This window comes from Halomonas sp. AOP27-A1-41 (genome assembly GCF_052378605.1).
Classification (GTDB): domain Bacteria; phylum Pseudomonadota; class Gammaproteobacteria; order Pseudomonadales; family Halomonadaceae; genus Vreelandella; species Vreelandella citrativorans.
Map to the genome: position 1 here is coordinate 96,671 of NZ_JBQSXT010000002.1, position 22,198 is coordinate 118,868.

Annotated in this window: 23 protein-coding genes and 1 pseudogene; 8 read left to right on the plus strand and 16 right to left on the minus strand. The window is 53.7% G+C overall.

The annotated features are described in order from the left end of the window. Positions 1–64: 64 nt before the first annotated feature. Both ACT3TC_RS02600 and ACT3TC_RS02605 read left to right on the plus strand, forming a co-directional pair. A complete protein-coding gene (locus ACT3TC_RS02600; RefSeq protein ID WP_444628459.1) occupies positions 65–274 on the plus strand; it encodes an EAL domain-containing protein in 210 nt (69 codons plus the stop codon). Further along, a complete protein-coding gene (locus ACT3TC_RS02605; RefSeq protein ID WP_193054458.1) occupies positions 274–1,125 on the plus strand; it encodes a MurR/RpiR family transcriptional regulator in 852 nt (283 codons plus the stop codon). The genes ACT3TC_RS02600 and ACT3TC_RS02605 overlap by 1 nt, the downstream gene beginning before the upstream one ends. Positions 1,126–1,151: 26 nt before the next feature. Here ACT3TC_RS02605 and ACT3TC_RS02610 read toward each other — a convergent pair whose 3' ends face one another. Further along, complete coding sequence (locus tag ACT3TC_RS02610) at positions 1,152–1,505, minus strand: RidA family protein (protein ID WP_193054457.1); 354 nt, start codon at positions 1,503–1,505, stop codon at positions 1,152–1,154. A gap of 71 nt (positions 1,506–1,576) precedes the next feature. Beyond that, a complete protein-coding gene (locus tag ACT3TC_RS02615) occupies positions 1,577–2,059 on the minus strand; it encodes an Lrp/AsnC family transcriptional regulator (RefSeq protein ID WP_172117488.1) in 483 nt (160 codons plus the stop codon). 234 nt (positions 2,060–2,293) lie between these two features. Here ACT3TC_RS02615 and ACT3TC_RS02620 point away from each other — a divergent pair, with 234 nt between their 5' ends. The 4 genes from ACT3TC_RS02620 (at position 2,294) to ACT3TC_RS02635 (ending at position 5,887) form a co-directional block, all read left to right on the plus strand. Continuing rightward, on the plus strand, positions 2,294–3,988 hold the full coding sequence (locus tag ACT3TC_RS02620) for a 2-isopropylmalate synthase (protein WP_444639010.1): 1,695 nt from the start codon (positions 2,294–2,296) through the stop codon (positions 3,986–3,988). 126 nt (positions 3,989–4,114) lie between these two features. Then, positions 4,115–4,501 (plus strand): fluoride efflux transporter CrcB, encoded by a 387-nt coding sequence (gene crcB / locus ACT3TC_RS02625; RefSeq protein ID WP_444639011.1) that lies wholly within the window; start codon positions 4,115–4,117, stop codon positions 4,499–4,501. Then, positions 4,498–4,887 (plus strand): fluoride efflux transporter FluC, encoded by a 390-nt coding sequence (locus ACT3TC_RS02630; RefSeq protein ID WP_444639012.1) that lies wholly within the window; start codon positions 4,498–4,500, stop codon positions 4,885–4,887. The genes crcB and ACT3TC_RS02630 overlap by 4 nt, the downstream gene beginning before the upstream one ends. Positions 4,888–4,918: 31 nt before the next feature. Further along, positions 4,919–5,887 (plus strand): arsenic resistance protein, encoded by a 969-nt coding sequence (locus ACT3TC_RS02635; protein ID WP_444639013.1) that lies wholly within the window; start codon positions 4,919–4,921, stop codon positions 5,885–5,887. Here ACT3TC_RS02635 and cfa read toward each other — a convergent pair. The 3 genes from cfa to ACT3TC_RS02650 form a co-directional block, all read right to left on the minus strand. Then, positions 5,884–7,044, minus strand: coding sequence for a cyclopropane fatty acyl phospholipid synthase (gene cfa / locus ACT3TC_RS02640; RefSeq protein ID WP_444639014.1), 1,161 nt, complete (start codon positions 7,042–7,044; stop codon positions 5,884–5,886). The genes ACT3TC_RS02635 and cfa overlap by 4 nt on opposite strands. Positions 7,045–7,211: 167 nt before the next feature. After that, a complete protein-coding gene (locus tag ACT3TC_RS02645; RefSeq protein WP_444639015.1) occupies positions 7,212–8,069 on the minus strand; it encodes a universal stress protein in 858 nt (285 codons plus the stop codon). Between the two features lie 22 nt (positions 8,070–8,091). Beyond that, positions 8,092–9,582, minus strand: coding sequence for a SulP family inorganic anion transporter (locus ACT3TC_RS02650; RefSeq protein ID WP_444639016.1), 1,491 nt, complete (start codon positions 9,580–9,582; stop codon positions 8,092–8,094). A gap of 510 nt (positions 9,583–10,092) precedes the next feature. On the opposite strand from ACT3TC_RS02650, the gene ACT3TC_RS02655 reads away from it, so the two are divergent. Beyond that, on the plus strand, positions 10,093–11,106 hold the full coding sequence (locus ACT3TC_RS02655; protein ID WP_444639017.1) for an isocitrate dehydrogenase: 1,014 nt from the start codon (positions 10,093–10,095) through the stop codon (positions 11,104–11,106). 260 nt (positions 11,107–11,366) lie between these two features. Here the strand turns inward: ACT3TC_RS02655 and ACT3TC_RS02660 are convergent, their stop codons facing one another. Together ACT3TC_RS02660 and ACT3TC_RS02665 are read right to left on the minus strand one after the other, a co-directional pair. Beyond that, positions 11,367–12,017, minus strand: a complete 651-nt coding sequence (locus ACT3TC_RS02660) for a peroxiredoxin (RefSeq protein WP_087111990.1) — start codon at positions 12,015–12,017, stop codon at positions 11,367–11,369. 165 nt (positions 12,018–12,182) lie between these two features. Next, positions 12,183–13,213, minus strand: a pseudogene (locus ACT3TC_RS02665) (CNNM domain-containing protein). Between the two features lie 476 nt (positions 13,214–13,689). Between ACT3TC_RS02665 and ACT3TC_RS02670 the strand changes: the two are divergent. Then, on the plus strand, positions 13,690–13,827 hold the full coding sequence (locus tag ACT3TC_RS02670) for a hypothetical protein (protein WP_172117478.1): 138 nt from the start codon (positions 13,690–13,692) through the stop codon (positions 13,825–13,827). A 99-nt stretch (positions 13,828–13,926) separates the two neighbouring features. Here the strand turns inward: ACT3TC_RS02670 and ACT3TC_RS02675 are convergent, their stop codons facing one another. The 9 genes from ACT3TC_RS02675 to ACT3TC_RS02715 all read right to left on the minus strand — a co-directional run bounded on the left by ACT3TC_RS02675 (position 13,927) and on the right by ACT3TC_RS02715 (position 22,114). Then, positions 13,927–14,394, minus strand: a complete 468-nt coding sequence (locus tag ACT3TC_RS02675) for an S-ribosylhomocysteine lyase (RefSeq protein WP_444639020.1) — start codon at positions 14,392–14,394, stop codon at positions 13,927–13,929. 48 nt (positions 14,395–14,442) lie between these two features. After that, positions 14,443–14,790: a putative quinol monooxygenase gene (locus ACT3TC_RS02680; RefSeq protein WP_087111984.1), complete on the minus strand. Its 348-nt coding sequence runs from the start codon at positions 14,788–14,790 to the stop codon at positions 14,443–14,445. Between the two features lie 46 nt (positions 14,791–14,836). After that, entirely contained in the window at positions 14,837–15,529 is a 693-nt protein-coding gene (locus ACT3TC_RS02685) for a haloacid dehalogenase type II (RefSeq protein ID WP_444639021.1), read from the minus strand. A 118-nt stretch (positions 15,530–15,647) separates the two neighbouring features. Beyond that, the gene (locus ACT3TC_RS02690) at positions 15,648–17,081 is read right to left on the minus strand and encodes an aspartate aminotransferase family protein (RefSeq protein WP_444639022.1); all 1,434 of its coding nucleotides are present in this window, start codon (positions 17,079–17,081) and stop codon (positions 15,648–15,650) included. Between the two features lie 235 nt (positions 17,082–17,316). Continuing rightward, on the minus strand, positions 17,317–18,813 hold the full coding sequence (locus tag ACT3TC_RS02695) for an NAD-dependent succinate-semialdehyde dehydrogenase (RefSeq protein ID WP_444639023.1): 1,497 nt from the start codon (positions 18,811–18,813) through the stop codon (positions 17,317–17,319). Positions 18,814–19,033: 220 nt separating this feature from the next. Continuing rightward, the gene (locus tag ACT3TC_RS02700; RefSeq protein WP_193057172.1) at positions 19,034–19,510 is read right to left on the minus strand and encodes an Lrp/AsnC family transcriptional regulator; all 477 of its coding nucleotides are present in this window, start codon (positions 19,508–19,510) and stop codon (positions 19,034–19,036) included. An 8-nt stretch (positions 19,511–19,518) separates the two neighbouring features. Then, entirely contained in the window at positions 19,519–20,535 is a 1,017-nt protein-coding gene (gene doeB, locus ACT3TC_RS02705) for a N(2)-acetyl-L-2,4-diaminobutanoate deacetylase DoeB (protein ID WP_444639024.1), read from the minus strand. 48 nt (positions 20,536–20,583) lie between these two features. Beyond that, on the minus strand, positions 20,584–21,783 hold the full coding sequence (gene doeA / locus ACT3TC_RS02710) for an ectoine hydrolase DoeA (protein WP_172117472.1): 1,200 nt from the start codon (positions 21,781–21,783) through the stop codon (positions 20,584–20,586). A 163-nt stretch (positions 21,784–21,946) separates the two neighbouring features. Continuing rightward, entirely contained in the window at positions 21,947–22,114 is a 168-nt protein-coding gene (locus ACT3TC_RS02715) for a hypothetical protein (RefSeq protein WP_444639025.1), read from the minus strand. Positions 22,115–22,198: the final 84 nt, after the last annotated feature.

Here is a 22,198-nt window from a genome sequence, read left to right on the forward strand (position 1 = left end):
TATTGGCAGGATAAGAGCAACCTCGCAGAGTAGAGGCTCCGGCACTGATCGCTAACTTGCCGTTATGATTACCCAATTAGCCTACGCGGTGGGTTGTGATATTGTGGCAGAAGGGATTGGAACCGCCGAACACGCCGCCGATTTACACTCTATCGGTTGCGAAGCAGCGCAAGGGGACTATTATGCTCGACCACTGCCAGCCAATGTGTTTGTTGCCTGGTGTAAAGATTGGACATCACAACTTCCGCCCCACACTGCTTTGGAGCCTGCTTAATGGCGCATGACTTGCTTGACCGCTTACGCGAACGCTTAGAAGAATTAAACCGCTCCGAGCGTAAAGTTGCTAACGTGATCCTGGACGATCCGACAGCCGCTACCAGCTTAAGCATCGCAAGCTTGGCCCAAGCCGCCAGTGTCAGCGAGCCAACCGTTAACCGGTTTTGCCGCAATTTTGGCGCCAAGGGATATCCCGACTTTAAAATCAAGCTCGCGCAAAGCCTGGCGGGTGGGACACCCTACGTGACCCGCGCCGTTGAGCCCGGCGATACGGCGGCCCAATACACGCAGAAAATTTTTGGCGCCACCATTGCCGCGCTGGATGAAGCCCAGCGTGATATTGATATGGCGGCCATTGAACGAATGGTCGACTACCTAACCCAGGCAAAACAGATTCACTTTTTTGGGTTAGGCGCATCAGGTGCCGTCGCTCAGGATGCTCAGCATAAGTTTTTTCGGTTCAATCTACCGGTCATGGCCTACGCCGATGTATTGATGCAGCGCATGGTGGCGGCGTCCTGCCATACGGGCGATGTGGTGGTGATTATTTCCTACACCGGACGCACCCGTGAGCTGGTAGATATCGCCCGTGTAGCGCGCGAATCTGGCGCCGTTGTGCTGGGTATTACAGCCCCCGCGTCACCGCTTGCCAACGAGTGCAGCGCCACGCTTAACGTGGCAACACCTGAAGACACCGACCACTACATGCCCATGACGTCAAGGGTGATTCAGCTTACCTTGATTGACGCCCTGGCCACCGGCGTCACACTACGGCGTGGCGAAGACTTCTTACCGCACTTGAAAAAAATCAAGGACAGCCTGCGCGACACCCGCTTTCCGCTGGACTAGCTCAACCAGCTAGAAAGGCTTCCGTTCTATACAGCGGTGGTCACGGTTATTTCTACTTTTAACTCGTCGGCAGGCATCGGGGCACATACGCAGGTGCGCGCTGGCGCGTAGCCTTCGGGCACCCAGGCATCCCACACCTCATTCATGGCGACGACATCGCTGCCGTCCTTGAGATAAATCGTGGCGCTTAATAGCTGCTCACGGCTTGAGCCGATCTCTTTTAACAGCGCATCGACACGCGCCAGCATGCTTTCTGTCTGCGCCTTAATATCGCCATGACGCGCCTCAGGCCCCGCGACCTGACCACACAAATAAGCAACCCCTTGGTGGATAACGGCGCGACTCATGCGGGCCTTGGTATCGTGACGTTCGATCGTCATAGAGCACTCTCCTAAAAAATGGGAAAAAAACAGTGTAAACGGCGACTCAGTGACTGACCACGCTTTCCTGTTCAGCGCTGTGTGGGTACCGGCCGATGTTCAAAAACCCGGCGTAACACAAAGCTGGTATGCGCCCCTGTGACACCTTCAATACGGTTAATAACGTGCAGCAGTAAATGCTGATAATCATCCATATCCTGGACTAAAATCTTTAGCTGAAAGTCGGCAGCCTGCCCGGTAATGATCAGACATTCGATCACGTTGGGAATTTTTCGGATGTGGCGTTCAAAGTTCTCAAACCGCTCGGAGGTATGCTGGTCCATGGCAATATGCAGCAGTACCATCAGTTGGTAGCCCAACTGGCGAGCATCTACCTCGGCGCGATACTGCATAATCAAGCCGTGCTCTTCCAGCGCACGCACCCGGCGTAAACAGGGCGATGCCGAAAGGCCAATTCGATCAGCCAATTCCTGGTTACTGATCCGCCCTTCTTGTTGCAGAATCGTCAAAATTTGGCGGTCAAAACGGTCAAGCGTCAATGGCGTCACCGACATAAACAGCAGCCTCTGCTAAGAAATTATAAATTATTAAAACATACTGCCAATTAATGCCATTTTTATTCATTTTTAGCAACAACCTAGCGCTATAAACCCGTTACACTATTCACACTGCCAAAAGCAGTTAACGGTTGTGTGCCATACTCTGCATCATGAGTCTGCACCGATGAACAAAGGCCTACCCACAAGCGGCCAGTTTTCCAAGTCATTAACCCCCTTAGGAATCTCATCATGTCTGCTTTCGATCATCGTAAATATCGCCCAGCACCGCGCGTTCCTGCGTTTAACCGCCAATGGCCTGACCGTGACCTTGATCGTGCGCCGATCTGGGTAAGTGAAGACCTGCGTGATGGTAACCAGGCGCTGCTAGAGCCGATGACCGTTGAGCAGAAAAAGCGCTTCTGGCACCAGATCGTTAAGGTGGGCATTAAAGAAGTCATGGTGGGGTTCCCTTCCGCCAGCCAACCCGACTTTGATTTTGTGCGCTGGTTAATTGAAGAAGATCAGATTCCTGAGGATGTCACTATCGCGGTGCTGGTGCAGTGTCGCGAGCATTTGATTGAAAAAACCTTTGAAGCTTTAGTGGGTGCCAAGCGCGCTATTATCCACCTGTATAACTCGACCTCGACCATTCAGCGCGAACGCGTGTTTGAGATGGACCGCGACGGTATTACCGATATTGCCGTTCAGGGCGCTACCTGGGTTAAACAGTATGCCGAGCGCTATCCAGACGTTGCCTGGCGTTTTCAGTATTCACCGGAGAGCTTCTCCAGCACCGAAATCGACTTCTCGCTGGCGATTTGTGAAGCGGTGATGGACGTTTGGCAGCCAACGCCTGAGAACAAGTGTATCCTCAACCTGCCGACGACCGTCGAAGTGGCTGGCCCTCACCACCATGCCGACCAGATCGAATACTTCTGCCAGCACATCAGTCGTCGCGATAGCGTGATTATCTCGGTGCATACCCACAACGACCGAGGCGGTGCAGTAGCCTCAGCCGAACTTGCCTTGCTTGCCGGTGCCGACCGTGTGGAAGGCACGCTGCTGGGTAATGGCGAGCGTACCGGCAACATGGACATCATCACGCTGGCCATGAACCTTTACAGCCAAGGGATTGATCCTAAACTTGATCTTTCCAACCCGGATGAGATCATTCAGGTCGTTCACGAGTGCACCGGCATTACCATGCACCCACGCCACCCTTGGGTAGGTGAAATGGTGTATACCGCCTTCTCTGGTAGCCATCAGGATGCGATTCGTAAATCCCTCAAGCACCAGAAGCCCGACGAACCGTGGCAAGTGGCTTACCTGCCGATTGATCCCCACGACATTGGCCGCGACTACCAGGCCGTGATTCGAGTCAACAGCCAGTCCGGCAAGGGCGGCATGGCCTTTTTGCTTGAGCGCGACTACGGCATCAACCTGCCACGCTGGATGATGCTGGCCTTGGCCCCCTATGTACAAAAAGAGAGCGAAGAGCGCGCCAGCGAACTCTCAAGCGAGATGATTCGCCAAGTGATGTTCGATAACTTCACCCAGGAAACGCCACTGTCGCTGGCAGACTACCAGCTTTCCAAGGGCCAGCACGAAGGGCTTGACGTGACCTTGTGGCAAGGTAGCGAAACCCTGCGCCTGTCTGGTTCCGGCAACGGTGCCATGTCGGCCTTTACCGATGCCTGGCAGAAGCACTCCGGTGTTAACGTGACGATTATCGACTACAGTGAGCACTCGCTGGGCGGTGGTAGCGAAGCCAACGCCATTGCCTTTGTACAGTTGAGCATTGATGGCCAGCGCATTTGCGCCGTTGCCGAAGATAGCGACACGGTGAGCGCTTCTTTGAAAGCCCTGATTTCGGGCATTAACCGCGTCTCTACTGCAAACGCGGAGGCAGCACCAAGCCAGCAGGGCAGCGTCCTGCCAGCCTAACGATTTATAGGTAATATACCAATGCCTTGCGTGGCTACCCACGCAAGGCATTTTTCTGCGCCTTGAAAACGCATGTTAGAATTGGCCGCTTATCGAAGCCCCCTTTTGTTAGTCAGTGGAGAAAACATGGGTCCAGGCATCGCAAGCGTACTGCTTATCGCGCTGGGCGGCGCACTCGGGGGAATGGCCAGGTTTGCTCTTTCCAACCTGTTAGCGCGCTGGCTGGGCAAGGCGTTTCCCTGGGGCACGCTCGTTGTTAACGCGACCGGCGCGCTGGCCGCAGGCTGGCTACTGGGCCGCCAAGGCCTGCCTGACACACCAACGGCGTTCTGGCTGTTTAGCGTAACTGGTCTACTCGGCGGCTATACCACGGTCTCATCGTTTAGCCTGCAAACTCTTGAACTTTGGCAAGGCGGTCAATCGGGCCGTGCGGCACTCAACGTGGGCGGCACACTAGTACTGGGCATTGGTATGGCAGCGTTGGGCTGGGCGCTGGCAGGGTACCGCGTATGAGGACTTGGAAATGCTACCTTGCCGTCGGGATTGGTAGCGGCCTGGGCAGCGCACTGCGCTACGCCGTATCGCTTATCTCCCAAGCTGCCTTGGGTAGCTATTTCCCGTGGGGCACGCTGACCGTCAACGTACTGGGGTCAGGTTTGATCGGCTGGATAGCCGCCACAGCGCTACGTGCGCCCCATGGCAGGCTAGCCTACTGGCACCCGCTGCTCGTGGCAGGTTTTTGCGGCGGCTTTACGACCTTTTCACTGTTTAGCCTGGAAACGCAGCATTTCATTAACCATGGGCAAGGCTGGCTGGGAATTTCATACGTGCTGGTGAGCCTGCCGCTATGGCTATTGGCCGCCAAGGCGGGCGAGCGCTTGGCACTTCGCCGCCAATAAATACTCAAGAAAAACCACTCAGGGAGAACCAATGCGCGAGCAGATGGAAAAACACCAGTGCTGGATTTACCTGGTCTGCATTGGCCTAGGGCTGGCCTTGGGCGTTGTGTCAACGGCGCTGGCTGATGTACTGGAGCAGTTACTGTGGCCACTGCTAGGCCTTCTGATGTACGCCACCTTTAGCCAGATTCCTTTGCTTAGCGTGGCGCGCGGCCTTACCGACGGCCGCTTTATGACGGCGCTACTAGTGGGCAACTTTATCGCCATTCCGGCCTTTCTGGGGTTGGTGGTCGCCTGGCTGCCGCTCTCGCCCGCAGTATTGGCCGGCGTATTGCTGGTACTGCTGGTGCCCTGCACTGATTGGTTTATCAGCTTTACTCACCTAGGCAAGGGAGATACGCCCCGCGCTGTCGCGGCTGCTCCGCTGCTGCTACTGGTGCAAATGGTGGCTCTCCCTGTCTATCTCTGGCTCTTTCTGGGATCAGAGTGGTTTCATCTGGCACTCTCCACCTCACTAATCGTTGCCTTTGCGGGCCTTATCCTGCTTCCCTTGGCGCTTGCCGGGCTAACGGAATTTGCGGCTACTCGGCATAAGCGCATCAAGCGCGCCATCTATCACCTGGGCATACTGCCCGTGCCACTGCTTGCCTTTGTGGTCTTTATTATTGCAGCGTCACAGGTCAATCACTTGGGCGGGCTGTATCATGTGATGGCTCAGGTCATGTTGGTCTTCATGGTTTTTTTGGTGTTTGCGGGCTGGCTGGGGCGTGCGCTGGGTAGGCTGTTCCGTTTGCCAACCGCCAGTGCCCGCACGCTGGCTTTTAGCTTTGGCACCCGCAACTCGTTTGTCATGCTGCCCATCGCGCTGGCGCTACCTGACGCGTGGCAAGCCGCGGTGGTAGTGATTATTTTTCAGTCACTGGTAGAGCTTTTTGGAATGATCTTCTATCTACGCTGGGTGCCCGGTAAATTGCTGCCTGACCGTGAGCGAGGCAGCTAGCTAACCCGCGCGTATCCTCCCACTACACCCTGTTTGCTGAATACCAGTTGCCACAGCTGAATTTCACGTGCTCTAAAGGCTCCCGCACAACTCAACAGGTAGTAGCGCCACATACGATAAAACGTTGGATTAAACTGACCTTTAAACTGGGGCCAATTGGCTTCGCTATTGTGATACCAGGCCATCAGCGTTTTATCGTAGTCAGCTCCAAAGTTATGTATATCTTCCACCACAAAAAGCGTTTCAACCGCATCGGTAATATGGCTTAAGGTAGGCAACTCGCCATTCGGAAAAATGTATTTATCGATCCAGGGGTCGGACATCGTCGTACCAAGGTTTTTGCCAATCGTATGAAGCAAGAAAAGACCTTCATCCTTTAGGCATCGACTGACCACTTCCATATAGGCGCGATAGTTTTTACGGCCCACATGTTCGAACATGCCAATACTAACAATACGATCAAATCTTTCAGTTTCATCGCGGTAATCCTGTAAACGGAACTCTACCGGCAAGCCTTTTTTGATCAATCGTTTACCAAAATCCGCCTGCTCTTTGGAGATGGTCAGGCCGACACACTCAACGCCATAATGCTCGGCCGCATAAGCCATAAAGCTCCCCCACCCACAGCCGATATCAAGTACGCGCATACCCGGTGCTAACTGCAGCTTTCGGCAGATTAAGTCCAGCTTCGCCTCTTGTGCTTCATCTAGTGTGCACGCGTCTTTCCAATAACCGCAGGTATACGTCATACGCTGGTCAAGCATGGCCGCATAAAACTCATTGCCAAGATCGTAGTGTTTCTCGCCCACCTCCCAAGCCCGCTTTACGCTTTGTCGGTTTAACAACCGAGTACGCAACGCGTGATAAATCAATTGCGTGGGCTTAATACGTTGATGCAATTGCGCGCGCAGCAAGCGGGTAAAAAACACGTCCAACTGATCGCAGTCCCAGTGCCCCTGCATATAGCTTTCACCTAAGCCCAGATTGCCACGCGCCAGTGCATTCTCGATCACACCAGGCGCTTTAAGCTGCATATCCCAAGGGCGATCGCCGTTGAACTGTATATCAGCCTGGGCCATTAGGCTGGCTGCAAAGCGATGAGAGGAAGAGGTGGGATTAAACGGCTGTGATGTTCGTTCAAGCGTGGGTAGATTCACATCAGGCTCCTTACGCTACTCAAGAGATGAATAGTTCAAGACACTCTTAAATAAACATAGAAGCTCATTTCAGCATTTGCAGATTTTAATTTTTCCCTTTTTCATTGTTAAAAAGCCGCTCTGCTAACCCGTAGCAAAGCGACTTACCGTAGGAACATAAAAGAGACTTAGCGCAAAATAAGAACGGGGATACGGCTGCTACGCAGCATCGCTGTCGTCGTGCTGCCAACCAACAAGTGGCGGATGCGCGAGTGCCCATAAGCGCCCATGACCAAGAGGTCAATGGCGTGCTCTTGCTCGTAGGTTTGCAGCGCATCATCTACGTTGCCGTTGCGGATAGCGCCTTCTGCCTTGTGGCCTGCTTCACGCAGGATACCTAGCGCCCAACCAAGCTCCAGGCGATTCTCTGCATTATCCGTATCCACCAGTAGTACATGGCACTCGCTGCCTGAAAACAGTGGCGAACGGGCCAGCATTTCCACGCCTTTGCGAGCCGTTTTGCTGCCATCATACGCAATCAATACTTTTTCAGGCTGCTTGAACGTGGCGGGCACCATCAAGATAGGGCGATGCATTTCACGCACCACCCGCTCAAGGTTGGAGCCAAGATGCTCGCTGGCTTGATGAGCCGTCTCGCCGCGCTTACCCATCACCAGCAGGCGCATTTCATTTTCAAGCCCGACCAGTGTTTCCACCAAAGTACCGTTCAGTTGGCGAGTAACGGCGTCGCTAACGCCCTCTTCAACGGCGCGCGCCTGGGCTGCTTCCAGCATCAACCTGCCCTGTTCGCGGTTGACCTTGGCACGCTTCTCATCAAGACCCATCAATTCCTCCAGCAAGCGCTCGCGGGCGCCAAAAAACAGCTGGCCCGAAAGATCCGGCTCGCCTGGCACTTCTGAATGGTTATCGGCCACATGCACAAAGGTTAACGGCGCGCCCAGCGCAAGGCTTGCCCAAGAAGCGTAATCGCAAACGCCTTGTGAAAACCGGGAACCGTCAATTGCGGCGACTACATGTTCCGGCATGCTGCTCTCCTTTATTAGATGCTTAGTGGCCATCCATCAGTTTTTCGACCGCCTTTTGATCGTTGTGCATCGCGTAGCGGTCAACCACCGTGGCGCTGGCTTCGCTCATCCCAACCAACACGACGTCAGTGCCTTCACGGCGGAACTTGATAACGACCCGATCAAGTGCCTGTACAGCGGTAACATCCCAGAAGTGCGCGTTGGATACATTGATCGTTACCTTGTCCAGGCTCTCCTTGAAATCAAACGCCGCCATAAAACGCTCGGAAGAGGCGAAGAAGACCTGCCCAACGACCTGATACTCACGCTCCCAGCCCGCCTCTATCTCAGTAGAGCCGATGTACATGATATTGCCAACTTTATTAGCAAAAAACAGCGCTGCCAGCAGCACGCCAACAAAGACCCCGATCGCCAGATTATGGGTGCTTACGGTCACAGCGACCGTCGCCAACATGACAATATTGGTACTGAGAGGATGCTTTTTAAGATCCCGAATCGACGCCCAGCTAAAGGTGCCTATCGACACCATGATCATGACAGCCACCAGCGCGGCCATGGGGATTTGTGATACCCAGTCGGCGAGAAACACGACCAACAGCAGCAGTACAACGCCCGCAATCAATGTGGATAGCCGCGTACGGCCACCGGATTTAATATTGATCACCGACTGACCAATCATGGCACAACCTGCCATACCGCCCAGTAATCCGGCGCCAATATTGGCAATGCCCTGGCCTTTGCACTCGCGGTTTTTATCACTCGATGTGTCGGTCAAATCGTCCACAATGGTCGCTGTCATCATCGATTCCAGCAGACCCACCACACACAGCATCAAGGCGTAAGGCAGAATAATCATCAAGGTTTCAAGGTTAAGCGGGACATTCGGCCACAGGAAAATCGGCAGCGTATCGGGAAGTTCGCCCATATCACCCACCGTGCGAATATCCATACCGCTCACCATATACACAATGGTTAACACCACGATGCACACCAGTGGCGAGGGTAGCGTTTTACCGATCACCGGCAGATAAGGGAATAAATAGATAATGCCTAAACCGGCCAGGGTCATGACATACACATGCCAAGTGACATCGGTTAACTCAGGTAACTGGGCCATAAAGATCAAAATGGCCAGCGCATTCACAAAACCAGTAACGACCGAACGCGACACAAAGCGCATTAGCTCAGCGAGTTTTAAATACCCGGCGATAATCTGCAGCACCCCGGTTAAAAGTGTTGCCGCCAGCAAGTACTCAAGGCCATGCTCACGCACCAGCGTGACCATCAATAGCGCCATGGCGCCAGTGGCCGCAGAGATCATCCCCGGCCGCCCACCGGTAAAGGCGATAATCACCGCAATACAGAACGAGGCATAAAGACCTACTTTCGGGTCGACGCCTGCGATAATGGAGAACGCGATCGCTTCGGGAATCAGCGCCAGCGCGACGACCAGGCCCGAAAGGGTGTCGCCTTTAATATTGGAAAACCACTCATGCTTGCTGAAAAGTGCCATTCAGGGAGTCCATCGTTATTGATTAAACAAGACGCGCTAACTCCGCCGCACAGGGTCAGATGTCACGTCATTCAAAACCAGATTGTATGAGTCAGGCTGCAGGATGAAGACGCCAGGAGCGTCAGTAGCCAAATAACGGCAATAGAATGCCGTAACGCCGTGGAAGCGCTTTCGCGCCATGGCATTTTCGAAAGAGGGAATACCTAGGGTGGAGTCATCAACCCAGTGGTAAGTACTACAGATGTTGCCAATGAACGTTTCATTGCGCAGATGCCTTGCCGAGATATTTTACGAAGTTACCCTGCCACTGAAGGTTAAGCGGCAGAACCGGCGCAGAGTTTACCAGCAACCTACCTCTTCTGCACCCCGGCGCACTTGAGGCCTGGCTGTATACTTAAATAGTCAGCGCAGGATGCGCTTCGGCGTCACCATCGCTACCATGGGCATCAAGCGCATAAGACCTGGTCAACATTTCGACCAACGCGTTCCCATCTTCCAGAGGAGTAGCACATGAGCCATTCAATTGCGGTGATTAAAGGCGATGGCATTGGGCCTGAAATTATGGATGCCACCCTGCGCGTGCTCGATGCGCTTGAGTGCGGCTTTGAATACGAGTTTGTGGATGCAGGCCTGTCAGCGCTGGAAAATCATGGAACGTTGATCCCGCAGGCATCACTTGATGCTATAGAGAAACACGGCATTGCATTGAAAGGCCCGCTGACCACGCCCATTGGCAAGGGCTTCTCCTCCATTAACGTACAGCTACGCCGTCACTTTGACCTTTATGCCAACGTACGCCCGGCAATCAGTTTTCCTGGCACTCGTTCGCGCTTTGAAGACATCGACATGATCACCGTACGCGAAAATACCGAAGGTGCGTATTTGTCTGACGGTCAGGAGATGATCGACGACGGCAACACCGGCATTTCAGTGATCAAGGTAACCCGTAAAGGCTCCGAGCGTATTGTGCGTTATGCGTTTGAGCTGGCCAAAAGCAGTGGCCGGAAAAAGGTCACTGCAGTGCATAAAGCCAATATCATCAAGACCAGCTCAGGGCTGTTTTTGGATGTGGCGCGTGAGATCGCAGGCGAATATCCCGACATTGAGTTTCAAGAGATGATTGTCGATAACGCCTGTATGCAGCTGGTGATGAACCCGCATCAGTTTGATGTGGTGGTTACCACTAACCTGTTTGGCGATATTCTCTCAGACCTGTGTGCAGGCCTGGTGGGCGGGCTGGGCTTGGCACCTGGCGCTAATATTGGTGAAAGAGCGGCGATTTTTGAAGCGGTACACGGCTCAGCCCCTGACATTGCGGGTAAAAAGCTCGCCAATCCCTGCGCTCTATTGTTGGCTGCCGCACAGCTGCTTGATCACCTGGGCATGGCAGACAAAGGCGAAACTATCCGTCACGGCATTCGCTCGGTGTTAGAGACCCGCCGTGACATGGTCACACCCGATATGGGCGGCACGGGCAACACCGATACCTTTGCACAAGCGCTGGTTGAGTACATCCACGCCTAAATATTCGGCTTGAATACGTTTCGTTAGCTATCTGCGCCCTTTCATCAAGGGCGCTTTTGGTTACGAGCCCTGCTTGCCCACTGCTAGCCAACCATCGCGGAAGCTCAGCGGCTAACCAAAGTCTTAAACTAACAGACCAGCGTATCAACAGCGCTTAAACAACGTGTGTTAGCAACATCGTCATGGGTTATCAGGCGCCATTAAAAAAGCCCCAAGGCGTTAATAACCCTGGGGCTTTTAAGAACGCTATGACTGCGCGCTTATTTTAGCGATGTTTTACGCAGGTAAGGCAGCACCGCGTCAAACTCACCAAATTTTTGCTTGGCATCGTCATCTGAAACACTTGGCGGAATAATCACATCCTGGCCAACTGTCCAATCAGCGGGAGTCGCCACACCGTGCTTAACGGTTGCCTGCAGGGCATCCAGAGCACGTAGAATTTCAGCGAAATTACGCCCTACCGTCATGGGATAGGTCATGGATAGCTTTAGCTGCTTATCCGGCCCAATGATAAACACCGAGCGTACCGTGGCGCTGTCGGCTGGCGTACGGCCATCCGGCAGATAGGCATCTTCGGGCAGCATATCAAACAGTTTGGAAACCTTAAGGCCTTCATCGGCGATGATCGGAAAATCAACGTCGCTGCCGCTATACCGGGTGATATCGTCGGCCCAGCGTTTGTGATCCTCAACGCCATCAACCGACACACCAATCACTTTAGTACCGCGCTTTTTCCACTCGGCGCTTAGCGTGGCTACAGCACCAAACTCCGTGGTGCAAACCGGTGTAAAGTCCTTGGGGTGTGAAAATAAAATAGCCCAGCTATCACCAATCCACTCGTGGAACTGGATAGGCCCTTGGCTAGTTTGTGCTTCAAAATCGGGAACGACCGCATTAATACGTAGTGACATTGTGCCTCCTTCGCGGGTGATTACTGCTTTTAATACCTTAAACCACCTTTAAGCAATCCACTATAGAACATTTAGTGCTAAGAAAGCGAATATTCACCCGTGCTATTGGCTGACGTTCAAAGGACAGCTCCCGTCACTTTTGAAGTACCCTTTCGCACGGCTAGCCTAAGCGCTAGCATTGGGGTCTTTATGCTTTACACGTGTCAGCCAGCGCTGCTTGGCGTGATGCCTTAAATTAGCCACGCTGTCAGTCTCATCAATGATGTCCTGACCCAGGATGGTTTCAATAATATCTTCAAGCGTAATAAGGCCTACAAAGGTGCCATGCTCGTCATACACAACGCGCATGTGCAGATGGTCCTTGAGCATTGAAGCAAAAACCTGCTCTACATTGTGCGCAATATCGACACTGCCAATGGGGTGCATAAGCTCGCGCATGGTTTTGGCGTCATCGGCGTGATATGTATCGGATTTATGCACATAGCCAAAGGCCATTTCACCGTTATCCATAACGGGAAAGCGCGTAAAGGATGTCTTACCGTACTGCTGATCAAATGTTTTGACGTCCATGTTAGGGGGCACTGTCACGCATACCGTTCTTGGCGTCATGGCCTGGCTTACGGCAATGTCATGCAAGTTAAGCATATTGATGATGGTGCGCGACTCGTCGGCATCCAACACCTTTTCCTCAAGCCCTACGCGCGCCAGCACTTTGATCTCATCACGTAGATCAACATCATGCTCTGACGTGCCCAGCCGACGCGTAATCTGCTCCGACATCCAGATAAAGGGAGTAACCCCACTATCATCGGCTTTAGTAAACGCGGCAAAAGTGGTGCCAGCCCGCGCCAATAAGTGGCGCCAATCGTCTTGGGAATAATTTCAGACAGCACCAGAATCAGCATTGTCATGACAGCAGACACAATGGCAATGGAGGCTTCGCCGAATACCACTGCCGCTTGCGCGCCCACTGCCGTTGCACCAACGGTATGCGCAATTGTATTAAGCGTCAGTATCGCCGCCAAAGGCCGGTCAATGCTGGTCTTAAGCTGATTAAGCGAGGCATGCAGCTTGGGTTTCTCTTCTTTTAGCCTGGCAATATAGCTGGGCGTAATAGAGAGTAAAGCCGCTTCAAGAATAGAACACAAAAAAGACAGTGCGATGGAAAGCGTGGCAATCGTGATGAGAAGGAACATGAGAACCTGAGGTGGTGAGTATAAGTGTTTATAGGAGCAATCTAGATGTCTGTCAATAGACCTCTGTACGCCTTTTCAGGCATGGATAGCGCTCCCTGCTGGCTCAATTTCCTCCTCTCTATAGCTGGTACTTGTCATCTTCGTTACGCAGTTAGACGGTATAAAGGGTAAGCATCACCGCATGTTTTGTGATGAACTGGAAGTCAGCAGCGCCGAACATCAACAGCTTTGGCACTCATTAGCGGCAAGGGGATAGCCGTCAGGGACATTTTTGTCGCGTACGTGCGAACGAAGAAGTCTGGTTAGAGGCGACGTATGTGCCTATACGAAATTTTCGAAGCCATGTGACGTAAATCCTGAAAGTAGCGAATGATGCCACCCAGCATCATCAAGAATCTCAACGGCAAAAGGCCGTGGCTAAAGGCGCTCAATGACTCAATGGCCGTCATACCCTTCAAGGGGAAATACTCAAAGCCATGCAACAGGTCATTCAACAAAGCAAAGCCGGTCAATCCAGGGTTAGCGAAATTGATGCGATTGTGAACAAGATTCTCCACGACGCTCAGGACGTCGCCCGCTCTATTGAGCAACTGGCCGCTGATACGCGATTATAAGAAACGCTCAAACAAAAACGCCTCCGTGAAGAAGGCGTTCTTGTTTTCTCTGCAACGGCGTCAAACGAACGGTCTTAAAAACGGTTTGAAAAGGCCGTTTTATGCAAACACTTCCGTCCATTCGCCACGCTTGGCAAGCAGGTCACGAGCGAGCTTCTGGGCGCCTTCCAGGCTGTGGCTCGCGGCCCAGCCGCACTGCATTTCGTTACAGGCAGGTACTTCAGTAGCCGCCAGAACGTCGTTCAGCGTTTGCTCAATAATGGTTAACACGTCGTCGTAGTTATCGTGATTGATCATCGCGATATAAAAGCCGGTTTGGCAGCCCATCGGGCTGATATCGACCACTTTATCGGTATGATTACGCGATAGTTCAGCCATCAAGTGCTCAAGAGAATGCAGCGCAGGCATCTCCATGTGCTCTTTGTTCGGCTGGCAGATACGCAGATCATATTTATGAATCTGGTCGCCGTTCTGGCCCTGCTTGATATCAGCAAGACGTACATAAGGCGCTTTAACCTTGGTATGGTCCAGGTTAAAGCTTTCAACGTTCATTTTCTTTTCGGTCATGGTTGCTCCGTGCTTATCGGTGTCGTGGGCCCATTCTACACGCTGGGGTTATACCTTGGGGGCATCAAAATTCCACGGTTCATCGGTATACACGCATACGTTGGCATCTTCGATATCGCCATCCGGTGATTCAACGTGCTTGGCAAAGAAGTCCTGGATCTCTTTACGCTGACAATGTGCTTCAAACTCTTCACGGCTCGCCCAGATTTCATGGAATACAATCGGATAGCTGGTGCCTTGAGCGAAGGGGTTATCGATCTGGCGGGTCACCGTGTAGTGAATGCAGGCATCTTCCCGGTGTGTGTTTGGCTCCAGCGACTGAAGCGCTTTAAACACCGCTTCCTCTTTGCCTGGTTTGGGTTTGAAGCCAGCAATACAGTAAATTTTCTCTGACATAATCACATCCTGATATATGAATCGTACGTCATTATGCGGCTTGTTCTTATCGGTTAACAACCTGGCGAATAATACGTTCGGCCAAGGCCTCCAGGTCAGGCACCGTCATATCAGGCTCAATGCCCCAGGGGTCAAAGGGCGCATCGGAATGACGCCGCACCCAGGCACTTCGCAGCCCGGCATGGGTTGCACCAATCACATCAAAGGCGTTGCTTGAAATTAGCCAGGTATGCTCAGGACGCGCTTCCAGCTGTGAGCGAAGATAGCTATATACCGCCGGGTCTGGCTTAAAGCGCTTGATATCATCCACGCTGATCACCGCATCCATGTGGCTTTCTACACCGGCACGTACCAGTAACTGGGTTACCGCCTCCGTCGTGCCATTGGAAAACGCCACGCAACGAATGCCCGCATCACGCAACTGATCAAGCGCATCCACCACATCCGGGAAGGCTGGAAGCTCTGCATATACATCCATGAGGTGGTCGTGGTCATTGTCAGAAAGACCTGCTTGCAGCGTGCGGCTGGTAAACACCAGGGCTTCTCTCGTGCATTCTGAAAAAGGCACATAAGCGCCCATTAAGGCATGACGAAAGCTGTACTCAAGCTGCTTTTCCCGCCAGCGCTTGGCAAATTCTTCTGCGTTGGAGGCATCGTTAAGTCGCCGTTCGAGTTCCGCCGTAACGCCCTGGGTATCAATCAGCGTGCCATATACATCGAAAGCCAATACCGGTTGCATAGCCACTCCTAACGTATCCGTTCACCGTCACTGTATTTAGTAGCATAGCTTCCCACCCCAAAAACAAAAACGCCGCTGCATAAGTAAGCAGCGGCGTTACCAGATCAGCGTCTTTTCATTAAATCGTCAACGCAGCTTCCTGATGGCCCGCTTTTAAATCGCCTGAGCGGGTAAGTTCATCGGTTACCCGGTCAATGGCGCGCTTGGCACGGCCAATCACGTCATCAACTTCTGAGCGGTTAATGGTCAGCGGAGGCGCAAAACCTAAAATGTCGCCTTGGGGCATGGCGCGAGCAATCAGGTTCTCTTCCATGGCGGCGGCGGCCACTCGCGGTCCTACTTTGAGGGCAGGGTCAAAGTGCAGGCGCTGCTTGGCATCCGGTGAGAACTCAAGCGCGGCCATTAAGCCAACACCGCGTACATCCCCCAGCAGCGGATGGCCTTCAAACGTGGCCTTAAGCTGCGCCTGGAAGTACGCACCGGTTTCAGCCGCATTGCCCACCAGGTTTTCACGCTCGATGATATCCAGGTTGGCAATACCGGCGGCACAGCCCAGCGCGTGGCCAGAGTAGGTCCAACCGTGACCGACTGGGCCAAACTCACCCGTGCCCTGCTCAAGCACTTGCCATACTTTTTCACCCACAATCACGCCAGAAAGCGGCTGATAGGCGCTGGTCAGGCCTTTGGCAATCGTGACCAGGTCCGGCTTCATGTTGTAGTGGTGGCTACCAAAATCAGACCCGGTACGTCCAAAGCCACATACCACTTCATCGGCAATCAACAGTACATCGTACTTGGCCAACACCGCCTGAATCGCGTCCCAGTAACCTTCGGGCGGCGGTACGATACCGCCTGTGCCCAATACCGGCTCGCCGATAAACGCCGCCACCGTATCCGGGCCTTCTTCAAGGATCATCGCTTCCAGCTTGTCGGCACAGAAGGAGGAAAACTCAAGCTCGGTCATGCCATGCTGCTCGGCGGCACGCAGGTAGTAGTGCGGCGCTTCAGTATGCCGGATGGTATCAATTGGCAGGTCAAAGTGGTCATGAAACGCCTTAAGACCGGTCAAGGAACCAGAAGCAATGCCCGAACCATGGTAGCCACGCATACGCGAGATGACTTTTTTCTTCTGCGGGCGGCCAAGTACGTTGTTGTAGTAACGCACAATTTTCAGTTGGGTTTCATTAGCGTCACTGCCCGACATGCCGTAGTAGACCTTGGACATGTTCATGCCAGCGATTTTCAGAATACGCTCGGAAAGCGCGATCTGCGGCTCGTTCGAGTGGCCGACATAGGTGTGGTAGTAAGAGAGCTCCATCGCCTGCTTGTAAATGGCTTCGGCAATTTCCGTGCGACCATAACCGATGTTAACGCAGTAAAGCCCGGCAAAGCCGTCGATAAATTCGCGGCCATCCTTATCGACAATATTGATGCCTTTACCGCCGGTAATCACACGGCCCGGCGCATCGCCATGGGCGAAGTCACGCAGATGGGTAGAGGCGTGAAAAGTGACTTTGCGGTCGCGTTCGATCAGATCCTGATGTTGGCTCATAACGTTCTCTCTGTACGATAAACCTCCCCGGTCAGCGGGAAGGAATTTGAAATATTGCAGGCTTCACGGCTGGTTAGTCACACGCGAACACGCTGTAAACCCATCCCTGGGCGCTCGGCTTTTTCACTGACCGCCATGGATGGCGGGAATGCCGAAACTGAATGGAGCATGTTTCGGCCCTGAAAAAGACGGTTCGCTTAGTGCCTAACTAGCCTCTACTGCGAAACTATCTACTCTAGCTCCCTGATACAGACCCCAGCGCGCCTAAGCAGTAATACTTGGTTTCGAGGTACTCGTCGATACCGGTGGCGCCGCCCTCACGGCCAAGGCCCGACTGCTTCACGCCGCCAAAGGGTACCGGTGGGCCGGTCATCTTGACGGAGTTTACACTGACCATGCCGTACTCCAGCGCACGCATCAGCTTCCAGATCCGGCGGATATCATGGGTATACACATAGGCCGCCAAGCCATACTCAGTATCATTGGCAAGCTCAATAACTTCTTCGTCGCTCGAATAAGCGGTGATCCCGGCCACGGGGGCAAAGTTCTCTTCCCGCCAGACTTTCATTTGTGGCGTTACGCCTGTTAATAGCACCGGCATAAAGAAGTTTTCGCCCGGCGCTTGGTTCTGGTCTCCCATCACCAGCGTGGCGCCCCGAGAAATCGCGTCATCGACAATCGAGGCGGCCTTCTCTACCGCCTGGCGGTGAATCAGCGGGCCAAGATCGATCTCGCCCTGCAAACCATTGCCGACGGTTAATGCCGCCATGCGCTCGGTAAACTGCTCAACAAAGGCGTCATGAATGGATTCGTGCACCAGAATCCGGTTGGCCGCCAAACAGTCCTGCCCTGCCGTTTGAAACTTGGCATCTACCGCCGCGTAAGCCGCCTCTTTGGGGTCCATATCCGGCCCGACGATAAACGGCGCATTACCGCCCAACTCCAGTGAAAGGCGCTTAACAGTTCCCGCACTTTGCTCCATTAACAGGCGGCCAACGCGGGTGGAGCCGGTAAACGACAGCGCCCGGATGCGTGGCTCGCTGCACAGTATTTTTGAAACCTCGGCAGGCTCACCCAAAACAACGTTAAAGATACCGTCCGGTATGCCTGCCCGCTCGGCTAATTCTGCCAGCGCCAGCGCTGAAAAAGGCGTTTCATTGGCCGGTTTCACAATCACCGGGCAGCCAGCAGCCAGCGCGGCCGCCGCTTTACGGGTAATCATGGCCAGCGGAAAATTCCACGGCGTAATCATCGCGGCAATGCCAACTGGCTCTTTAATAGTCCCCAGCGAGGCATTAGGAATATGGCTGGGGATCGTTTCCCCGTAAGTGCGCTTACCCTCTTCCGCAAACCAGCGCACGAAACTTGCTCCGTACTCTACTTCGCCCCGCGCATCGGGCAGCGGTTTGCCCTGCTCCAGGGTCATGATGGTCGCTAGGTCTTCGCGGTTGGCCTGAATCAAATCGTACCAGGCCAGCAAGCGCTCGCAGCGCTCATCGGCACGCAGTGCGCGCCAGTGAACAAAGGCCGACTCAGCGGCATCCACCGCCGCGGTAATCTGCTCGGCTTCCAGAAGAGGAATATGCCCGATCGCTTCGTTGGTTGCCGGGTCATACACCGCTTCTTCACGGCCACCTTCCCCATGCGTCCACTTGCCATTCACATAAGCGTACTGGCGAAACAGGCGCGGATCTTCTAGCCGTTTCACCAGCGTGGTCGATAGTGTGGTCATGGGCACCTCCCCTGGCTGAAGCCATTAACCGGCGACAAACCGTTGCACGTTGACGATTGAAGAGATCGGCTTTTGGCCGATCCTTTCGATGTGCCTAGCGTAAGGGAGAAGACGCACGAAGTGTTTTTGAAAACCAGGGCTTATCGTGCGACTTTTTTTGTCTATGGACGTTTAGCAGCGTGTTTTTTTGGAGGGAACGCGTGAGGGCCAAGAAACGCCGTTAAAGAACGTTGTCAACATCAATGCCCATCGGTTGACGCTTAACCGTTTTGGTCACGATATAGGTGAAGTAACGCTCAATGCCCGCTTCGGACACCAGCCATTTATCCATGAGCCGCTGGTAGCTATCAATTGTGCGGGCTTCAAACTTCACCAGATAATCAACCCCACCGCCGACGGCGACACATTCGGTGACCTCTGGCGTATCCATGACCAAAGCTTCAAAGCGCGCAAAGCTTGCGGCGTTGTGGGCTGTAAGCTCAATTTGCACCCACACAGGGTTGCGCGGCACCAGTACATCGGCATTGATGCGCGCGGTATAGCCCTGAATGACCCCGGCTTTTTCCAAGCGTTTAACCCGCTCCCAGCAGGGGCTGACCGAGAGGTTAATCGCCTCGGCCAGTTTGGACTTGGTGATCCGCCCATCACGGGAAAGGATATCGAGAATTTTAAGATCAAAACGGTCGAGTTTTATCATGCCTTGGGCTATGCCTCCAGGCGGTCGACGACATCGGCAATCACCGCAATGGTGTCCCCCATATTGACCAGGGCCGGGGCGCGCCGGGCCATCAAAATGCCATCGCGCTCGGCGCGGTAGGCAACCGGCTCGCTACCGGTACGGGTCATATCGTATACGTAAGCCAACACCTGCCCTTTGGTCACGGCATCGCCCAGCGCCACGCAAAGCTCAAGTACGCCGGAGTGCTGACTCTGTACGTAGCAGCTGGCGTCTGGCATATCGAGATAGACCTGGCCGCCTTGCGGCATATCCACCTCGCCCTCTAGCAGGCCGTAATGGATCAGAAAGTTACGTACGCCGCGCTCGGTAATCGCCATACTTTGTGGCGTGGAGGTGCCACCACCGCCAAGCTCTGTGGCCACAAACACCTTGCCTTGGCGCTCGCAAGCAGTATCGAAGAGTTTTTCGGCATCCAGCTCAAACATCACCATGGCGTAAGGCGCACCAAACGCTTTGGCGCCTTCCAGCGCGGCCTGTTGCTGAGCTTTATCATCCAGCACATGAGAAGCACCAAACGGCAGAATATCCAGCGTGCGGCCACCGGAGTGTAGATCCAGCACCACATCGCTCATGGGCACCAAAACGCGGGTAAAGTAGTCGGCAATTTGCAGCGTTACGCTGCCGTTGGGGTCACCGGGGAAGCTGCGGTTAAGGTTGCCCTTATCCATCGGCGATGTCCGCTTGCCTGCCATTACGGCGGGCGTATTCATGCACGGCACAATAATCACCCGCCCACTGACGTCCTCTGCAGTGAGCACATTGGCAAGCTTAAGCAGCGAAGTAATCCCCTCGTATTCGTCGCCATGGTTGCCCCCGGTTAATAGCGCTGTGGGGCCTTCGCCATTTTTCACCACGGTAATCGGGATCATTACCGCCCCCCAGGCCGAGATATCGGTGGAGATGGGCAGCTTTAAAAAACCGTGCTGCACGCCGTCAGCATCAAAGTCGACAGTCGCGGAAATCGGGCTTGGTCGCAGGGTCATAACGACTCCTTAATCAGTTATAACGGCTTATTATTTAACGACTTATCATCATTTAACAAATAACTGCCGTGGAAAGTTGGCCAGCGTCTCGCAGCCTGTTTCAGTAATCAGGATGCTTTCGGTAATTTCCAGCCCCCAATCCTCCACCCAAAGCCCAGGCATAAAATGAAAGGTCATACCGGGTTGCAGGATGGTCTCATCCGAAGGACGCAAACTCATGGTGCGCTCGCCCCAGTCCGGTGGGTACGAAATACCGATGGGGTAACCGCAGCGTGCACCACCGCGGTCAAAACCGTATTTATCCATCGCCGCCCCCAGCGCCATGGCGATATCCGCCGTTCTATTTCCTGGCTTAGCAACGTCCAGGCCGTTTTCGATACCTTCCAGAAGGGCTGATTCAGCGCGAATAAAGTCAGTCGGCGGTCGTCCCAGAAATACGGTGCGCGACATGGGCGCGTGATAGCGCTTGAATACTCCGGCAATCTCAAAGAACGTGCCCTCGCCTTCACGGAACGGCGTATCGTCCCAGGTCAAATGTGGAGCAGCGGCATCTTTACCGGTTGGCAGCATGGGGACAATGGCGGGGTAATCGCCGCCATACACTTTCCCATTTTCATCGAAAAAGCCTTCTATCCCCACTCGGTAGATTTCCGAGACCAGCTTACTCTTGGGAAGCCCTGGCTCAATGACTTCCAGAATACGCGAGTGCATGCCTTCAACAATCTTGCCGGCAATGCGCATATAGGCGATTTCCTGAGGCGACTTGATTGCCCGGCACCAGTTCACCAGCGCATTGGCGTCGATAAAGCGCGCGTGGGGCAGCTCGCGTAGCAGACTCTGGTAGGCTTTGGCGGTGAAATAGTAGTTATCCATCTCCATACCCACTACGCCGGTATGCCAGCCGCGATCAGGCAAGATCGACTGCGCCAGATAATCCATCGGGTGCATATCCGGATTTTGAACGTAGTAATCCGGATAATAAGTAATATTAACTGGGTCAATCCAACAGGTGCGCAGCGCGCCGTTAGCGTCCATACGACGCCCAAACCATACCGGCTCGCCTTCCAGGCCAACCAGTACACATTGGTGGACGTAGAATGACCAGCCGTCGTAGCCGGTCAGCCATGCCATATTCGACGGATCACTGACGATCAATACATCAATGCCGCGGCCGGCCATTTCAGCACGCACCTTCCACAAGCGCTGTGCATACTCTTCACGCGTGAAGGGCAGGGAAACCTGAGTCATCGGGCAACTCACCATCAAAGATCACCAAGAACCGGTGCGCGTTTTTTACGCCAAGCAACGGGGCACAAGGGCGACCAGGCTACCGCCATGGAAGGCTTGCCAATGTCGTCTTAGCCCGATACTAGCACCACCCCGTGGTTGCGGGTCAAAGCCTTTATTTAACTCATGTTGCCGGCTCTCTTAACCGGCCACGCAAAAGCTTCAGCACCGCGCGCTCACCGGGGCCAATCAACGGCTTATTTTCAAGTTTGTTTTCAACCAACTGCCGAAAATTCTCCCATGTACGGCCACCCCGGTAGCTCTCCACCACAAGGAGATCAATGTAGGCCAAACGCCTCGTTCTATCGTGACGCGTTATGACTTGCAGCGTGCAGACAACCTCCCCATGATAAATAAATAGAGTGAGAAACACCCA

Excerpts from the sequence above, each read along its gene's own strand:
- ACT3TC_RS02680 (WP_087111984.1), bottom strand. The coding sequence starts at position 14,790 with ATGTCAGAGAAAATTTACTGTATTGCTGGCTTCAAACCCAAACCAGGC.
- ACT3TC_RS02690 (WP_444639022.1), bottom strand. The coding sequence starts at position 17,081 with ATGAGCCAACATCAGGATCTGATCGAACGCGACCGCAAAGTCACTTTT.
- ACT3TC_RS02620 (WP_444639010.1), top strand. The coding sequence starts at position 2,294 with ATGTCTGCTTTCGATCATCGTAAATATCGCCCAGCACCGCGCGTTCCT.
- ACT3TC_RS02610 (WP_193054457.1), bottom strand. The coding sequence starts at position 1,505 with ATGACGATCGAACGTCACGATACCAAGGCCCGCATGAGTCGCGCCGTT.
- doeA (WP_172117472.1), bottom strand. The coding sequence starts at position 21,783 with ATGACTCAGGTTTCCCTGCCCTTCACGCGTGAAGAGTATGCACAGCGC.
- ACT3TC_RS02630 (WP_444639012.1), top strand. The coding sequence starts at position 4,498 with ATGAGGACTTGGAAATGCTACCTTGCCGTCGGGATTGGTAGCGGCCTG.
- crcB (WP_444639011.1), top strand. The coding sequence starts at position 4,115 with ATGGGTCCAGGCATCGCAAGCGTACTGCTTATCGCGCTGGGCGGCGCA.
- ACT3TC_RS02700 (WP_193057172.1), bottom strand. The coding sequence starts at position 19,510 with ATGATAAAACTCGACCGTTTTGATCTTAAAATTCTCGATATCCTTTCC.
- ACT3TC_RS02655 (WP_444639017.1), top strand. The coding sequence starts at position 10,093 with ATGAGCCATTCAATTGCGGTGATTAAAGGCGATGGCATTGGGCCTGAA.
- ACT3TC_RS02635 (WP_444639013.1), top strand. The coding sequence starts at position 4,919 with ATGCGCGAGCAGATGGAAAAACACCAGTGCTGGATTTACCTGGTCTGC.
- ACT3TC_RS02600 (WP_444628459.1), top strand. The coding sequence starts at position 65 with ATGATTACCCAATTAGCCTACGCGGTGGGTTGTGATATTGTGGCAGAA.
- ACT3TC_RS02670 (WP_172117478.1), top strand. The coding sequence starts at position 13,690 with ATGCAACAGGTCATTCAACAAAGCAAAGCCGGTCAATCCAGGGTTAGC.
- ACT3TC_RS02650 (WP_444639016.1), bottom strand. The coding sequence starts at position 9,582 with ATGGCACTTTTCAGCAAGCATGAGTGGTTTTCCAATATTAAAGGCGAC.
- ACT3TC_RS02605 (WP_193054458.1), top strand. The coding sequence starts at position 274 with ATGGCGCATGACTTGCTTGACCGCTTACGCGAACGCTTAGAAGAATTA.
- ACT3TC_RS02695 (WP_444639023.1), bottom strand. The coding sequence starts at position 18,813 with ATGACCACACTATCGACCACGCTGGTGAAACGGCTAGAAGATCCGCGC.
- ACT3TC_RS02645 (WP_444639015.1), bottom strand. The coding sequence starts at position 8,069 with ATGCCGGAACATGTAGTCGCCGCAATTGACGGTTCCCGGTTTTCACAA.
- doeB (WP_444639024.1), bottom strand. The coding sequence starts at position 20,535 with ATGACCCTGCGACCAAGCCCGATTTCCGCGACTGTCGACTTTGATGCT.
- ACT3TC_RS02615 (WP_172117488.1), bottom strand. The coding sequence starts at position 2,059 with ATGTCGGTGACGCCATTGACGCTTGACCGTTTTGACCGCCAAATTTTG.
- ACT3TC_RS02675 (WP_444639020.1), bottom strand. The coding sequence starts at position 14,394 with ATGACCGAAAAGAAAATGAACGTTGAAAGCTTTAACCTGGACCATACC.
- ACT3TC_RS02685 (WP_444639021.1), bottom strand. The coding sequence starts at position 15,529 with ATGCAACCGGTATTGGCTTTCGATGTATATGGCACGCTGATTGATACC.
- ACT3TC_RS02660 (WP_087111990.1), bottom strand. The coding sequence starts at position 12,017 with ATGTCACTACGTATTAATGCGGTCGTTCCCGATTTTGAAGCACAAACT.